The sequence below is a fragment of the Bacteroides sp. 43_46 genome, from assembly GCF_001915455.1.
In the GTDB taxonomy this organism is placed as follows: Bacteria; Bacteroidota; Bacteroidia; order Bacteroidales; family Bacteroidaceae; genus Bacteroides; species Bacteroides caccae.
This window is the reverse complement of the sequence record NZ_MNQN01000124.1, coordinates 46,956-62,392: the sequence shown is the minus strand read 5'-3', so window position 1 is coordinate 62,392 and position 15,437 is coordinate 46,956. Positions and strand designations below refer to the sequence as shown.

General features: G+C 43.5%; 10 protein-coding genes, 1 tRNA gene and 1 pseudogene. 8 read left to right on the top strand and 4 right to left on the bottom strand.

The window, feature by feature from the left end; translation table 11 throughout:
* Positions 1-418: 418 nt before the first annotated feature.
* A pseudogene (locus BHV72_RS14420) lies at positions 419-1,237 on the bottom strand (tyrosine-type recombinase/integrase).
* A gap of 329 nt (positions 1,238-1,566) precedes the next feature.
* Here BHV72_RS14420 and BHV72_RS14415 point away from each other — a divergent pair.
* Positions 1,567-1,779 carry a hypothetical protein gene (locus BHV72_RS14415; protein WP_005678436.1) on the top strand — a complete coding sequence of 71 codons (213 nt, stop codon included), beginning with the start codon at positions 1,567-1,569 and terminating at the stop codon, positions 1,777-1,779.
* A gap of 103 nt (positions 1,780-1,882) precedes the next feature.
* On the opposite strand, the gene BHV72_RS14410 is transcribed toward BHV72_RS14415, so the two are convergent.
* Positions 1,883-1,956: transfer RNA gene (locus BHV72_RS14410), tRNA-Ala, on the bottom strand.
* Between the two features lie 116 nt (positions 1,957-2,072).
* Between BHV72_RS14410 and BHV72_RS14405 the strand changes: the two genes are divergently transcribed.
* The 4 genes from BHV72_RS14405 (at position 2,073) to BHV72_RS14390 (ending at position 6,485) form a co-directional block, all read left to right on the top strand.
* Positions 2,073-2,375: a DUF4286 family protein gene (locus BHV72_RS14405; RefSeq protein WP_055171729.1), complete on the top strand. Its 303-nt coding sequence runs from the start codon at positions 2,073-2,075 to the stop codon at positions 2,373-2,375.
* Entirely contained in the window at positions 2,372-2,938 is a 567-nt protein-coding gene (gene ruvC / locus BHV72_RS14400) for a crossover junction endodeoxyribonuclease RuvC (protein WP_055171731.1), read from the top strand. Before BHV72_RS14405 ends, ruvC begins: the two co-directional genes overlap by 4 nt.
* A 72-nt stretch (positions 2,939-3,010) precedes the next feature.
* A complete protein-coding gene (gene pulA / locus BHV72_RS14395; RefSeq protein ID WP_286856260.1) occupies positions 3,011-5,017 on the top strand; it encodes a type I pullulanase in 2,007 nt (668 codons plus the stop codon).
* Positions 5,018-5,033: 16 nt separating this feature from the next.
* Complete coding sequence (locus tag BHV72_RS14390) at positions 5,034-6,485, top strand: ATP-binding cassette domain-containing protein (RefSeq protein ID WP_005678469.1); 1,452 nt, start codon at positions 5,034-5,036, stop codon at positions 6,483-6,485.
* Positions 6,486-6,707: 222 nt separating this feature from the next.
* Here BHV72_RS14390 and BHV72_RS14385 read toward each other — a convergent pair whose 3' ends face one another.
* Positions 6,708-8,528, bottom strand: a complete 1,821-nt coding sequence (locus tag BHV72_RS14385; protein ID WP_172681103.1) for a sensor histidine kinase — start codon at positions 8,526-8,528, stop codon at positions 6,708-6,710.
* Between the two features lie 233 nt (positions 8,529-8,761).
* Here BHV72_RS14385 and gpmA point away from each other — a divergent pair, with 233 nt between their 5' ends.
* From gpmA to fsa, 3 genes are all read left to right on the top strand, one after another.
* The gene (gpmA, locus tag BHV72_RS14380; RefSeq protein ID WP_005678471.1) at positions 8,762-9,508 is read left to right on the top strand and encodes a 2,3-diphosphoglycerate-dependent phosphoglycerate mutase; all 747 of its coding nucleotides are present in this window, start codon (positions 8,762-8,764) and stop codon (positions 9,506-9,508) included.
* Positions 9,509-9,538: 30 nt separating this feature from the next.
* Positions 9,539-10,591: a class I fructose-bisphosphate aldolase gene (locus tag BHV72_RS14375; RefSeq protein WP_122264326.1), complete on the top strand. Its 1,053-nt coding sequence runs from the start codon at positions 9,539-9,541 to the stop codon at positions 10,589-10,591.
* A gap of 69 nt (positions 10,592-10,660) precedes the next feature.
* Entirely contained in the window at positions 10,661-11,317 is a 657-nt protein-coding gene (fsa, locus tag BHV72_RS14370) for a fructose-6-phosphate aldolase (RefSeq protein WP_005678473.1), read from the top strand.
* A gap of 97 nt (positions 11,318-11,414) precedes the next feature.
* Here fsa and BHV72_RS14365 read toward each other — a convergent pair whose 3' ends face one another.
* Entirely contained in the window at positions 11,415-15,362 is a 3,948-nt protein-coding gene (locus BHV72_RS14365; RefSeq protein ID WP_286856256.1) for a hybrid sensor histidine kinase/response regulator transcription factor, read from the bottom strand.
* Positions 15,363-15,437: the final 75 nt, after the last annotated feature.

Sequence of the window (15,437 nt, the reverse complement as noted above, 5' to 3'; positions counted from 1 at the left end):
CCAACGCCCCGAAGAACATCACTTTTACAAATTTTCTTTTCATAACTACTTAAAAATTACATTAATAATATATTATTAAACACTAAGTTTCAATAATAGGCAGCCCGTTACTTTGTAGGTAACGGGGAAACCTTTGTTCCTGCTCTTTTGGAGTAGTCAATACAGAAAAATTATACGATAGATTATGAAAGTTCTTTACCCCTGCTTCTGACGAGCGGCAGAGGGGAGGAAAATCTTTGGCATAATTTAGAGGTTAACAAAGCCCTAAAATAAAGAATCCGCGTGTTTTATCTATCCTAGTTCTGTTTTTGAGTAGTTTATTGGAAAAAATGTTTGATTTCGTTTGGTTGTTTTAAGAAATATGCTCATATTTGCACCGGAATTTCTCCCCGTTACCTACAAAGTAACAGGGTAATAATCAGGTATTTAATCCTATTACTGAGCGCTTTATAAAATCGAGAACTTGTTTATTTGCTTCATCAATTTTTTTGCTTCGGAAAGGCTTGAGGTATGTTTCCGTTACAGTGATGGACGAATGTCCCATAGCTTCGGAAATAATACCCGGATGAATTTCGCAATAATAAGCCGTCGTAGCCCAAGTGTGGCGGGCGGTGTACGAGCTTAATTTATCGCCTAGTCCTAATAACTCTCCCAGCAACATTAGTTGTTGATTAAAGCTACGCAACGCCAACTGATATTCAGTTCATGTATTTCTTTACCAGAATCATTGCTTCCGGAGTTAACGTCACCGACAGGGGACGGCCTGTTTTACGCCGACGATACGTGATCACATTATCACGCAAATCACTCTTGCGTAGATAAGCAAGATCGACAAACGGCATACCTCGAAGTAGAAACATAAGAATGAAAAATTCTTGTGCACGACGCATATTTGAAGATGCACCCGAAGATTGTGACAGTTTGCAAAAGACCCTTTTCATATCTTCATTACCCAAAGCCCGTTTATGGTCGGCACGAGTTCCCGTATATACCGAACGGAACAGATGCGGAACGTATGGTGCCCGACGAAGATCGACGGCACGATTGTAAACGGCACGAAATAAACTTCGAACCCTTTTAACCACTCTGAAGTTACCTCATTGAAGGCAAAATCATCTTTCCCACGATAAGCAATAATGGCATTGAGACTGCTGCGATAAACATGAGCAGTTCCAAAGTTTCCCTCCATTTGTAGCCCATAGGCTACTTGCTTCATAAATCCTAATACTTTTGACATCTCACAATTTATTGATTAATTCGACAATAAAGATACGAGTATTCTCATTAATATGGCTGGTTTTGTGCCAGGATTTAATAAAGGTATTGTTTCTTTAAAAGGAAGAAGTCGTTCCTCGGTGAGAAACAGGTCGTTTCTTTTAAAGGAACAGGGGCTTGGTTTTAAACCCAAAATAGATGCAAATAAGATGTTGAATATCAAGATGCTGTGTTATGGCTGATTTGGGCCGATACATATATGTTTGTTAGGGAGAATAAAAATGATTAAAACTAAGAACTTTTTGCCTGTTTTATTGTCTTGTTTCTATAACCTATTAAAATAGAAAAGATATGGATGATATGATTAACAGACACGATTCGATTGCCGAAGAGAATATCGAACCGAATGGCCGTCCGGCTAAAAATCAGTTTGAAGAATGGAGCAGTGAAGTAACTGACCGTGCAGATAATGTTTTCAAAGATGATACGAAAGACGGTCCTATCAAGAACCGCAAGAAACGTATAAAAGAAATGGATGAAGTAATCAAAAAGGACCTTGAATAAAGGTCCTTTTTTTATTTGGTGGGTATAAAATGTAGTAAAGCCACTTCATATAAGTAAATCAAAAAAAAGAGTAACTCGTTGCCGAATAACTCTTTTGAAGAAGTGGAGCGTATCGGACTCGAACCGATCACCTTAACACTGCCAGTGTTACGCTCTAGCCAGATGAGCTAACGCCCCTTCTTTAATCTTATATGATAACGTTTGTAAACGAATCTTTTTTGTTGGCGCAAATATAATGCAATATTCTGAAATAATTGCTATGTTTGCGGTAAATAATAGTTTAAAATAAAGAAATGCTGATTTATAATACGACTTTTCAGGTGGATGACGACGTTCACGATAATTTTCTGATTTGGATTAAAGAATCCTATATTCCCGAAGTACAGAAGCATGGTGCATTGAAGACGCCGCGTATCTGCCGGATATTGAGCCACCGGGAGGAAGGAAGTGCTTACTCCTTGCAGTGGGAGGTAGAGAGTAGCGGGATGCTGCACCGCTGGCATCTGGAACAGGGAGTGCGCCTGAATGATGAACTTACAAAAATATTTAAGGATAAGGTGATTGGTTTTCCGACATTAATGGAGGTGATAGAGTGATTCAACCGGTAAAAGAAAAGATAATCCTGGGTATTGACCCCGGTACTACGATCATGGGATATGGGATCTTGAGAATAAAAGGAACCAAGCCCGAAATGGTTGCAATGGGGATTATCGACTTGCGTAAATTTGCCAATCACTATCTGAAACTACGTCATATTCATGAGCGTGTATTGAGTATCATTGAAAGCTATCTGCCTGACGAACTGGCTATTGAAGCACCATTCTTCGGCAAAAACGTGCAGTCGATGTTGAAGTTGGGGCGTGCGCAGGGAGTAGCAATGGCAGTGGCCCTAAGCCGTGACATACCAATCACCGAGTATGCTCCTTTGAAAATTAAAATGGCTATTACCGGAAACGGACAGGCCTCGAAAGAGCAAGTGGCGGATATGTTGCAGCGAATGCTTCGCTTTTCGAAAGAAGATATGCCTACTTTCATGGATGCGACAGACGGTTTGGCGGCCGCATATTGCCATTTTCTGCAAATGGGACGGCCGGCATTGGAAAAAGGATATAATAGTTGGAAAGATTACATAGCAAAGAACCCGGATAAGGTGAAATAATTGAGGATATAAGTTCTATGCTATAAGTTTATAGGTGCGATAAAGCACTATATATCAAAGGAAAGGGTTAAGATGAAGATGGGAACTAATTATTTAGCAATACTGGGAGTAACTACGATGACAACAGTGATGAGTTGTTCTTCTGCAAAAAAGGAATACGCTTCTTATGAACTCTATCCCGTTCGTTCGGGGAATCTTGTCGAAATGGAGTATGCTCCGGGGGCTACCAGGTTTACGCTTTGGGCGCCTACGGCTGATGAGGTACGCCTGATGCTTTATGATGCAGGGGAAGGTGGTCATGCTTACGAAACGGAGAAAATGGAACCTGCTGAAGACGGAACATGGACGGTGACCGTAGACAAAGATTTGCTGGGTAAATTCTACACCTTCAATGTGAAGATTGATGATAAATGGCAAGGAGATACACCGGGTATTAACGCTCGTGCTGTCGGAGTAAATGGCAAGCGTGCTGCTATTATTGACTGGAAATCGACCCAGCCGGAAGGGTGGGAGAGTGACCGGCGCCCTACCCTGAAATCTGCTGCCGATATGATTATCTACGAAATGCATCATCGTGATTTCTCGTCGGATTCTACTTCGGGGGTGAAGAACAAAGGAAAATATCTTGCCTTGACCGAACGAGGAACCATGAATGCTGATAAACGTCTGACAGGGATCGACCATTTGAGAGAACTGGGGATCACGCATGTACATCTGCTTCCTTCTTATGATTATGCTTCCGTAGACGAGACGAAGCTGGAAGAAAAACAATATAACTGGGGATATGATCCGCTGAATTATAACGTGCCGGATGGTTCTTATTCGACCGACCCTTATCAGCCTGCGGTTCGTGTGAAGGAGTTCAAACAAATGGTACAGGCACTACATCAGGCAGGTATCCGGGTGATAATGGACGTAGTGTACAACCATACGTTCAATACGATAGAGAGTAACTTTGAACGTACCGCTCCCGGTTACTTTTATCGCCGGAAAGAAGATGGTTCTCTGGCAAATGGCTCGGGATGCGGCAATGAGACTGCAAGTGAACGTTCTATGATGCGTAAATTTATGATAGAATCTGTCCTTTACTGGATTAATGAATATCATATTGACGGCTTCCGCTTTGACCTCATGGGAATACACGACATCGAGACGATGAACGAAATCAGGAAAGCTGTCAACAAGATTGATCCTACCATTTGCATTTATGGAGAAGGCTGGGCTGCTGAAGCTCCTCAATATCCGGCGGATTCGTTGGCCATGAAAGGAAATGTTGCCCGTATGCCGGATATCGCTGTCTTTTCGGATGAACTGCGTGATGGGCTTTGCGGACCTGTATGGGAAAAAGATAAAGGTGCGTTTCTTGCCGGTGTTCCGGGAGGAGAGGCGAGTGTAAAGTTTGGTATTGTGGGTGCGATTGAACATCCGCAAGTGCGCTGTGATTCGGTGAATTATAGCCGGCAACCTTGGGCGAAGCAACCTACACAGATGATTAGTTATGTTTCCTGTCATGACGGATTATGCCTTGTTGACCGAATAAAGGCAAGTATGCCGGGAATTACTCCCGAACAGTTGGTCCGTCTGGATAAATTGGCGCAAACGGTGGTCTTTACTTCACAAGGTATTCCTTTTATTTATGCTGGCGAGGAAGTGATGCGTGATAAGAAAGGAGTGGACAACAGCTACAAGAGTCCGGATGCGGTAAACGCTATTGACTGGCGGCGCAAAACTACGAATGAGGATGTTTTCACCTATTATAAGCGTTTGATTGACTTGCGTAAATCTCATCCCGCCTTCCGTATGGGAGACGCGGAAATGGTTCGGAGACATTTGGAATTCCTGCCTGTCGAGGGGAACAATCTGATTGCGTTCCTTTTGAAGGAGCATGCGAACGGTGACCGTTGGGAAGATATTATCGTTGCTTTCAACTCCCGCACTACTCCCGCACGTCTGGAAGTACCTGCCGGCAAATATACGGTAGTATGTAAGGACGGTGTGATAGATGTTCGCGGACTTGGGACGCAAACCGGACCGGAAGTAATTGTTCCCGGCCAGTCTGCACTGATTATGTATAAATAGATAAAAATAGAAGAATATGAGCCAAAATACATTCAGCATGGCGGGGGGCGTAGCACGCAACCCGCTTGTGCGTTTAGCCAAACCCGTCACGGCAACTATCGGGGCAGACGAACATATAGCCATTGTAGGACCGAACGGTAGTGGTAAAAGCCTTTTTGTAGATACGCTGATCGGTAAATATCCGCTGCGTGAAGGAGCGCTGCAATATGATTTTTCTCCTTCTGCTACTCAGACCGTTTATGATAATGTAAAATACATCGCTTTTCGTGATACCTATGGAGCTGCCGACGCCAATTACTACTATCAGCAACGTTGGAATGCCCATGACCAGGATGAGGCTCCCGATGTCCGCGAAATGCTGGGCGAGATCAAGGACGAGCAACTGAAAAACGAATTATTCGACCTTTTCCGTATCGAGCCTCTTCTGGATAAGAAGATTATCCTTCTTTCCAGTGGGGAATTACGCAAATTCCAGCTCACAAAGACCCTGCTGACTGCTCCCCGTGTTCTGATTATGGATAACCCGTTTATCGGACTGGATGCTCCTACACGCGAATTGCTTTTCTCTTTGCTCGATCGTCTGACGAAGATGTCGTCGGTACAGATAATTCTGGTGCTTTCCATGTTGGATGATATTCCTTCCTTCATTACTCATGTCATTCCCGTTGACAAAATGGAAGTCTTTCCGAAAATGGAACGTGAAGTCTATTTGGATGCTTTCCGTTCAAGAGATACGGTCGTTCCTTTTGACGATTTACAACAACGTATCATTGATTTGCCTTACAATGGCAATAATTACGATGCCGATGAAGTGGTAAAACTAAACAAAGTCAGTATCCGCTATGGTGACCGTACTATTCTGAAAGAACTCGATTGGACTGTGCATCGTGGGGAGAAATGGGCATTGAGTGGAGAAAACGGTGCGGGTAAATCAACCTTGTTGAGTCTTGTTTGTGCGGATAATCCCCAATCGTATGCCTGTGATATCAGCCTGTTCGGACGAAAAAGAGGAACCGGGGAGAGTATCTGGGAAATTAAGAAACACATTGGCTACGTCAGTCCGGAGATGCATCGTGCTTACCTTAAAAACCTGCCGGCTATTGAGATTGTAGCAAGCGGTTTACATGATAGTATCGGGTTGTACAGACGTCCGCAACCGGAGCAGATGGATATTTGTGAATGGTGGATGGATGTATTCGGTATCGCAGCATTGAAAGATAAAGCATTCCTGCAACTTTCCAGTGGCGAGCAACGGCTGGCTCTGCTGGCACGTGCTTTCGTCAAAGATCCGGAACTGTTGATTTTGGATGAACCGCTTCACGGACTTGATACTTACAACCGTCGCCGGGTGAAGAAGGTGATTGAAGCCTTCTGCCAACGTAAAGATAAAACGATGATTATGGTGACACATTATGAATCGGAGCTTCCGGGTACGATAACAGACCGCATTTTCCTGAAAAGAAATTAGATGGCACACCGTTCAAGTTTGGTTTCTAATCTTCTTTTATGAATTGATTATTCTATTCATTTATATAAGTTATTGACTAAGGTTTTTCTCAAACCATTCTCACTGTGATGAGAACTTTTTCTCATTACTATGAGAAAAAGTTCTCGTCATGGTGAGAATAATCCCTGCCCTGAATGTATTGTAACGGGGTTCTGGAAGTAAATTGTGAACCTGCTTTCCGGGTTAGCCGAGTGGATGTGTAAACCAGAAACAGGAACCCTTTCCGGGTTCCGAGTCTACTCCGATCTTTCCTCCGAGTTGTGTGATGATACTCTGGCAGATAGAAAGACCGAGACCGGTGCCGGGAATAAAATTATTGAGTTTGACAAAACGGTTGAATACAGCCGTTTGCTTTTCCGGTTCGATTCCTATACCCGTATCCTCTACGGAGAATTTTGCTTCTTTTCCTTTTATTTGGTAACTGATGGTTATACTCCCTTCGGAGGTAAATTTTAACGCATTGACTACGAAGTTTGATAATACTTGGTAAAGCCTACTTTTATCGCTGGTGAGTTGCAAATCGGGCAGATCGGGAGACAGGCGGAGTTCCACCTGCGGGGAGGTTCGCATCTGCATTGCTTGGTATAATTCATTGCATAACCGTTTGGCATTCACTTTCTCGAAGGTAAAGTCAAAAGTTCCAGCTTCGATTTTTGACAAGTCGAGAATATCGGAAATAAGTTGTAGCAGGCGTTTGTTGTTCTCTTCGATGATGGTGACATACTGCAGTTTCTCTTCCGGATTGTCCGCCTCTTGCAGCATACTCGAAAAACCGACAATCGCATTGAGCGGTGTACGTATCTCGTGGCTCATATTGGCAAGGAAGGCAGACTTTAGCCGGTCGGATTCTTCTGCTTTCTCTTTAGCTTGAATGAGCATTCGTTCCGTTTCTTTCAGTTGGGTGATATCAAAGTTGATGCACAACATTTCGATGATATTATCCTGTGGGAGATAATTCCGGACCAGCACATTCACGCGTGTCCACGTATAGTTTCCGTCAGCTCTGCGAATACGCATATCACGACATAATTTGCTACTTTCCCCTTTAATGACCTTATCCAGAAAATCAAGCATTACAGCCCGGTCTTCGGGGTGGAAGTGGGAGTGTATGCCGATGATTTCCGGTAGTGGGGTACCTTCTTCCTCTCCTATATTCCTGTACCAGCTGCTCAGGGCATAACCGTCCCGGCTCAAAGCGTCGAAATGGGCATAACCAACTTTGGCATAGTCGCCTACCAGGTCGAAGAAATTTTTGAACTCCTGAATCTTATTATAAGCAATGGTATTTTCGGTCTTGTCTACGTTAATCACCAAGTAATTGATCGGCTCATGATTATGGTCGTACAGCGTAGTTACTTTGGTTGTTAAATCTATACTGCCTCCCGAACTTTGTGACTGGTAGTATCCGTTTATCTTGGAAAATTCATAGCAGAATGTAAAGTCGGCGTCTTCATTATTTCTGAGTTTCTGTTTGATCTCTTCCGGAAGCAGGGGATTCTCGAACAGATTAACTCCCAAGACATCTTCTTTGCTGGCTATATGAAACATTTCCAGTTCCTTCTTGTTAAGGTCGATCAGGAGCCCGTCTTTATTGTATAATTCGATGCCTACGGGGATATTTTTATAGATATTATGCAGAATGCGTTCACTGTTCTGCAATGCCTGGTAAGCGGACGCCATATGTGGTCCGTCTTGTGTTTCGGCTATGCCATATATCTTGGTGTTTCCTGCCTCGTCTGTTTCCTGGTAACATATCTTGCTGCGTATCCATACACCCCCTTTAGGAGTATCGAGCAGATATACTTCTTCAATCGTCTGCTGTAATTCATCGAAAGAGTGGGAAGTGGTGTGTTGCTGGTCTTCCCTCAGAATCCGCTTGTTGAAATCATTGAAACTAATAATACCCTCCTCGTCGAGACCGAGAAGTTGGGCTATGAAGCCGGAGCATTTGTAACACTCTGTTTTTACATCTGCCTCCCACCAGCCGATGTTGGCTTTATTCATTAATTTCCGTAGGAAGATGTCTTCTCTGTGTGTGTCTGTTTCAGGCATTTTACAGTTTGTTCTGAAGGTTAAAAATTTGTTTAATATGTAAAAGTAGTCATTTTTGTCGGATTCCTGCTAATAAACCACCATTTTTAGGTATTGATAACTCCTTATTCTTTCGTGAACTTTGTGGAGAAATAAAATGTTCTATATATAATGCGTAGATATAAAAAGAAAGGAGATCATTAAGAATGAAAAAAATAGTATTACTTCGTCACGGAGAGAGTGTATGGAACAAGGAAAATCGTTTCACCGGCTGGACGGATGTAGACCTTACGGAAAAAGGAGTTGCCGAAGCCGAGAAGGCAGGGGAGACGCTGAGAGAATATGGCTTCAATTTCGATAAAGCCTATACTTCCTATCTGAAACGTGCAGTGAAAACTCTGAACTGCGTGCTTGATAAGATGAATCTCGACTGGATTCCCGTGGAAAAGAACTGGCGCCTGAATGAGAAGCATTATGGAGAGTTACAAGGGCTGAATAAAGCGGAAACCGCCGGGAAGTATGGGGAGGAACAAGTGCTTGTATGGCGCCGCAGCTATGACATTGCTCCTAATCCGCTTGCAGAGAATGACCTTAGAAATCCACGTTTCGACTATCGATATCACGAGGTACCCGATGCTGAACTGCCCCGTACCGAATCATTGAAGGATACCATTGAACGTATTATGCCTTATTGGGAATCAAATATATTTCCTGCATTGAAAACTGCCCATACTTTACTGGTGGTAGCTCACGGTAATAGTTTGAGGGGGATTATCAAACATCTGAAACATATTTCGGATGAAGATATTATAAAACTGAACCTGCCTACTGCCGTGCCTTATGTGTTTGAGTTCGACGAGAATCTTAATGTAGCTAATGACTACTTTCTGGGTAATCCCGAAGAAATCAGAAAATTAATGGAGGCAGTAGCCAACCAGGGAAAGAAAAAATAGAATAAAGTTATACATTAAAAAAATGAAGTTATGAATAAAGTTATAGAATTATTAGGAGATAAATCCTGTTATTATTTGGATCACACCTGTAAAACCATCGATAAATCGCTGATTCACATTCCCTCTCCCGATACAATAGATAAAATCTGGTTGGATTCAGATCGTAATATAAAGGTATTGAATAGCCTTCAGTCTCTCTTGGGGCATGGCCGATTGGCAAATACCGGATATGTGTCCATTCTTCCTGTCGATCAGGATATCGAGCATACCGCCGGGGCTTCTTTTGCTCCGAACCCGATCTATTTCGACCCGGAGAATATCGTGAAACTGGCTATTGAAGGCGGCTGCAACGCCGTGGCTTCCACTTTCGGAATCCTGGGTTCCGTAGCGCGTAAGTATGCCCATAAGATACCTATCGTTGTGAAGTTGAATCATAATGAACTGCTTTCTTATCCGAACAGCTTCGACCAAGTGTTGTTTGGCACCGTGAAGGAGGCATGGAACATGGGGGCAGTAGCTGTCGGAGCTACTATCTATTTCGGTTCGGAACAGAGTCGCCGTCAGTTGGTAGAGATTGCCGAGGCGTTTGAATATGCGCACGAACTGGGTATGGCAACCATTCTGTGGTGTTATCTGCGTAACAATGATTTCAAAAAAGGAGCAATAGATTATCACTCTGCTGCCGACCTGACCGGACAGGCTGACCGCCTGGGTGTGACCATTAAGGCGGATATTGTGAAGCAGAAACTTCCGACGAATAACGGCGGCTTTAAAGCTATCGGCTTCGGCAAGGTGGACGAACGTATGTACACCGAACTGGCGACTGACCACCCGATTGACCTTTGCCGTTATCAGGTTGCTAATGGCTACATGGGGCGTGTAGGACTGATTAATTCCGGTGGGGAATCTCACGGAACTTCCGATTTGCGTGATGCCGTCATTACTGCCGTAGTGAATAAGCGTGCCGGAGGTATGGGACTGATTAGCGGACGTAAGGCTTTCCAGAAACCGATGAATAAAGGGGTAGAATTATTGAATGCTATCCAGGATGTTTATCTTGATCCGTCAATAACGATCGCTTGATACGGTTGTGAATGGAAATAATTTCTTATCTTTGACTATTAGATAGTTAACCATTAAAAAAATAAGAGTATGAAGTTTTTTATTGACACAGCCAATTTGGAGCAGATTAAGGAGGCACATGACCTCGGTGTACTTGACGGAGTGACTACCAACCCTTCGCTCATGGCGAAAGAAGGTATCAAGGGAACACAGAACCAGCGTGACCATTATGTCAAGATATGTAATATCGTCAACGGTGATGTGAGTGCCGAGGTGATAGCGACCGATTATGAAGGGATGATTCGCGAAGGCGAGGAGCTGGCGGCGCTTAATCCGCATATCGTAGTGAAAGTGCCTTGTATTGCCGACGGTATCAAAGCCATCAAGTATTTCACGGAGAAAGGAATACGCACGAACTGTACGCTGGTCTTTTCGGTGGGACAGGCGTTGCTGGCGGCTAAAGCCGGGGCAACTTATGTATCTCCTTTCGTCGGCCGTCTGGATGATATTTGTGAAGATGGGATAGGACTTGTTGGGGATATTGTACGTATGTACCGCACGTATGATTACAAGACGCAAGTGCTGGCAGCTTCTATCCGTAATACGAAGCACATTATCGAATGTGTGGAAGTGGGGGCGGATGTTGCTACTTGCCCGTTGAGTGCCATTAAGGGATTGTTGAATCATCCGTTGACGGATTCGGGACTGAAAAAATTCCTGGAAGACTATAAAAAAGTCAACGGTTGAGAGTAGACAAGGCTCAATATATAGAACAAACGGTGAACATCAGGCAGTTCGTTGCTGCACAGTGTTCACCGTTTTTTATTTTTTAGTTGTCGGATGGCTATTCGTTTTTCTTTTCCTGTTTCCGCTTTTCCTTATACTGTGTCGGCGTTTCGCCTGTATATTGTTTGAAAGCCGTACTGAAATAGCGGGAAGTAGTAAACCCGACTTTCTCGGCGATTTCCGTAAATGACAGCTCCGTGCCAGTCATTAATGTGATCGCTTTCTCCATTCTGAATTTGTTAATATAATCATTGGCCCCCATATCGGTAAGAGCTTTTAGCTTGTTATAGAGCGAAGCTCGGCTCATGCCGATTTCTTTGCAGACCAGAGCGACATCCAGATTACTGTTATCCAGATTTTCCTGGATAATCTTATTCATTTTGAGTAAGAATGTTTCGTCCGCCTGACTGAACGTGCTCTCTTCCGGGGCAGGAATCAAGCCGGCATTCAGATACCTTTTCTTGGTATGTTCGCGGTTTTTCAACCGGTTGCGGATGAGTTCCATTAACATTTCTATTTCAAAAGGCTTGGTGAGATAGGCGTCCGCTCCGTTTTTGTAACCGCTCAGCTGGCTTTGTTTATCATCTCTTGCCGTCAGCAGGATGATAGGGATGTGGCTGATAGTAATATCCTCTTTGATGTTTTTACACAATTCATATCCGTTCATTCGCGGCATCATTACATCACTGACGATGATATCCGGAGTATGGCTCTTGATAAGTTGAAGGGCTTCTACACCGTCTGCAGCAATTACGATCCGCTTGAAATATTCTCCTAATGATTTTTTCAGGAAGTCCGTCAGGTCGGAATTGTCGTCCACTACCAGAATACTGTAAGGGGTCGTGTCGAAATTGTCCTCATCAGGAATCTGTTCATTGTCATTGTCGCCTATCAGTTCGTTCAGATATGCCTTAGGCTGGCAGATAATTTCTTCGGTCTTTTGCTTCAGTGGCAGTTCAAAGAAGAAAGTTGCACCTGCTTCCTGATTGTTGCGGGCACCGATAGAACCACCATGCAGCTCAACCAGAATCTTGGAATAAGATAATCCGATTCCCGTTCCGCTTTGTTCTCCTGTTCCTTGATAGAAACGGGTAAAGAGTTTCCGGGTGTCTACTTGCTGCAATCCGTTTCCCTGGTCGATTATGGAAATACGTATTCTGCTTTCTTCTGAAAGTAATTCGGAGGTAATTGTAATTTCTGTATTTTCAGGACTATGTTTGAGCGCGTTGATAAGCAGGTTGCTTAAAATAGTCTCGCACTTGTCCTTATCGAAACTGACAGTTTCAATCCGTGGGTCGAGCTCATAACGGATTCGCACATTCTTGGCTTCACCTTCACTGATAAAGTCTTGTGATACGTCCTCAATCCATTTATTGAGCGGATGAGGCTGTATCTGCATTTTACTTTCTCCGACTTCCATTTTACGCACATCAAGCACCATGTTAATCAGGTTCTTCATACGTTGTGACTGTCTGTAAATAGCTTTCAGCGGAAGATATTGATGATCTTCGGAGGAGAGTGATTTCAATATTCTGCTAAGTGGAGCGTGTATCAGTGTCAACGGTGTACGAAGCTCGTGGCTGATATTGATAAGGAAGCGTACTTTTTCTTCATACACTTGTTGCTCGTGCTCTTTCATAGCCCATTTGAGCTTTTCCTCTTTGCGTTTCAAGGTTCTTCGGAAAGTCTCTATAATAACGGCGACAACGAAAACTGCGCAACTGAGGATGAACCACCATGTACGATACCAGGGAGGAAGAATCGTTAACTCCAGTACTTCTTGGTTAGGAATCCAACTACCGTCTTTGGCCGTACAGGAAGCCATGATTTTATAACTGCCCGGTGGCAGTGAGCGTATAGCCAGTTCAGGGTTGTAGGATTCGACTTGTTGGTCATTCAACCCTTCTATCTGGTATTTATATACTTTTTGGCGGAAAATGTCTTCCTCTTTCGACATGATTCGGATAGTAATATTGCTGTTCCAAGGAGCAGAGATACCTTTCGGATTGCCGCTTAACTTATCGTTGACGGATTCTCCGTTGATAATGACATTTGACAATTGGAGTTGTGGAAGTTCGGAGGTAGTCAGCGGGAGCTTGCTGTTGATATGAAGCAAGCCTTTTACACCGCCCATGTAGATATCTCCCTGCATACTTAATAATTGAGGCTTGGAAAGATATTCGTTTAAAATAGCTCCATCCGACTCTCCGAATAGGACAAACTTCTTTTCTTTGATCAACCAGGCAAAGAGCATACTGTCGGCTCCTATCCATACTTTTCCCTGCTGGTCGCATACGAGTAGAGTAATTTCGCCGAACAGGGAAGTCGGTATCAGAGTCTTTGTCTTGGTTCCGGGATGATAATGTATCAATCCGTAATTGCTCCCGATCCAGAAGTGTCCTTCTTTATCTCGTGAAACGGAGTTGATAACAGTATCTTTCCGGCAAGAGTACAATGCTTTCAACCGGTTTGTACGGTTATCTAGTTCGTAGATGTGTTTTGTATCGTTTATATAAGTATAATCCTGATAATTGCCAATAGGTAAAAGGGTACCGATGATATCTTGCCCTTCCTGCTCGGTAGCAATATTGAAAGTCTGTTCTTTCAGATTGTATTTATAAACATGATCTCCCAGGAATAATATGCTGTGAGGCGTGTTTTGTAGTAAATTCACGGCTTTTCCCCGGTTACAGAGACGGGTGTTCGTTTCATTATCTACAATGGTGAAGGGATGTTTTTCTCCTGTTGCCGGATTGAAAATGAATACTCCCTGCGAGAAAAGGGAAATTAATAATTTACCGGGAGTAAACGGACAGATAGAGGCTACTTTGTCTTCCCAAGTCGAAGGGTAATGGGCGAATTTCTCCGTAAACGGGTTAAAGCTGTTTATGCCTCCTCCGTCCGTACCTATCCAGATCCGGTTTTCGGATTCCTGAAAAAGGCTCAAAACAGTGGAGTTGCTTAATCCGCGGTCGTTGCCGGGCAATACATCTTTATATGTTTTCATAGAAACTTCCCGGATGCTGATTAATCCGTTTCGGATGCTGCCTGCCCACATATTATTATTCCGGTCGTTATAAAGACATAAGATCGAATTGGCAGGAAGTGAATAGTTATCTCTTCCGGGGATGTGTTCCAATAGGGAAAATTGTCCCGTTTCCGGGTCAAGGATATTGATGCCTCCTCCGTCTGTTCCAATCCATATCTGCCCTTCCCGTTCGGCGAGGCTTAATACAACATTGTTGCTCAGAGAAGAATTGCGGGTGGTATAGGTGGCTAGCAGTTTTCCGTCGCGGGTCAGGCAATTCAAGCCTCCGTTGTAAGGTGCCACCCATATCCTTTTCTGTGAATCGATGAATATATTCATGATTTCTTTTCCGCAATCGAAAGGGGGAGGGTTATATTTTCCGGTTTTTAAGTCGAGTAGTAGTAAGCCCTGCCACCGACTACAACAGAGCAGGGTATGTTCATCCCAAAGGGTCAGCAGGGTGACATTGTAATTCGGTTCCCGCTCAAATGATTGCAAGAGGCGTAAGGAAGCATCCTGATAATTATAGAAAAAGATTTTATTTTTTGAACCGAACAAGACGCCGCCTTTTGTCAGGCAAACTGAATAAACGATAATGTTATTTCCCGACTCATTCGTTGGTATGAAGAAGTCATCACTCTGCCGTCGATAGCGCGCCACTCCTTTGTCCGTCAGAATCCAGATATTGTTTTGTTCGTCTTCTATCATCTGATAGATAAAATTATGTGGAATGGAATGAGGATCATCGGCCTGATGAACATATTTTTTGAGTTCATGCCCGTCGTATCGTCCCAGCCCGGAACGGGTTCCAATCCATACAAAGCCTTGTTCATCCGTCAGGATACAGCGCACGGTGGAAGGTAGTCCGTCTTTCAGGGAGATTTGTTTATAGTAATAATGTCCGGCTTGAAGGGGGAGAAGGCCGGTAAACTGTATGATAAATGCTACGCATAGTAGTACCAATATGTTTTTTCTCATGAAATCAGGTCAGTTTAACTGAAACAAAGATAATGTATTCGGATGAATATTACTTAAATCAGCTCTCTTATTTTT

Excerpts from the sequence above, each read along its gene's own strand:
- BHV72_RS14415 (WP_005678436.1), top strand. The coding sequence starts at position 1,567 with ATGGATGATATGATTAACAGACACGATTCGATTGCCGAAGAGAATATC.
- BHV72_RS14405 (WP_055171729.1), top strand. The coding sequence starts at position 2,073 with ATGCTGATTTATAATACGACTTTTCAGGTGGATGACGACGTTCACGAT.
- pulA (WP_286856260.1), top strand. The coding sequence starts at position 3,011 with ATGAAGATGGGAACTAATTATTTAGCAATACTGGGAGTAACTACGATG.
- BHV72_RS14390 (WP_005678469.1), top strand. The coding sequence starts at position 5,034 with ATGAGCCAAAATACATTCAGCATGGCGGGGGGCGTAGCACGCAACCCG.
- BHV72_RS14385 (WP_172681103.1), bottom strand. The coding sequence starts at position 8,528 with ATGAATAAAGCCAACATCGGCTGGTGGGAGGCAGATGTAAAAACAGAG.
- gpmA (WP_005678471.1), top strand. The coding sequence starts at position 8,762 with ATGAAAAAAATAGTATTACTTCGTCACGGAGAGAGTGTATGGAACAAG.
- BHV72_RS14375 (WP_122264326.1), top strand. The coding sequence starts at position 9,539 with ATGAATAAAGTTATAGAATTATTAGGAGATAAATCCTGTTATTATTTG.
- fsa (WP_005678473.1), top strand. The coding sequence starts at position 10,661 with ATGAAGTTTTTTATTGACACAGCCAATTTGGAGCAGATTAAGGAGGCA.
- BHV72_RS14365 (WP_286856256.1), bottom strand. The coding sequence starts at position 15,362 with ATGAGAAAAAACATATTGGTACTACTATGCGTAGCATTTATCATACAG.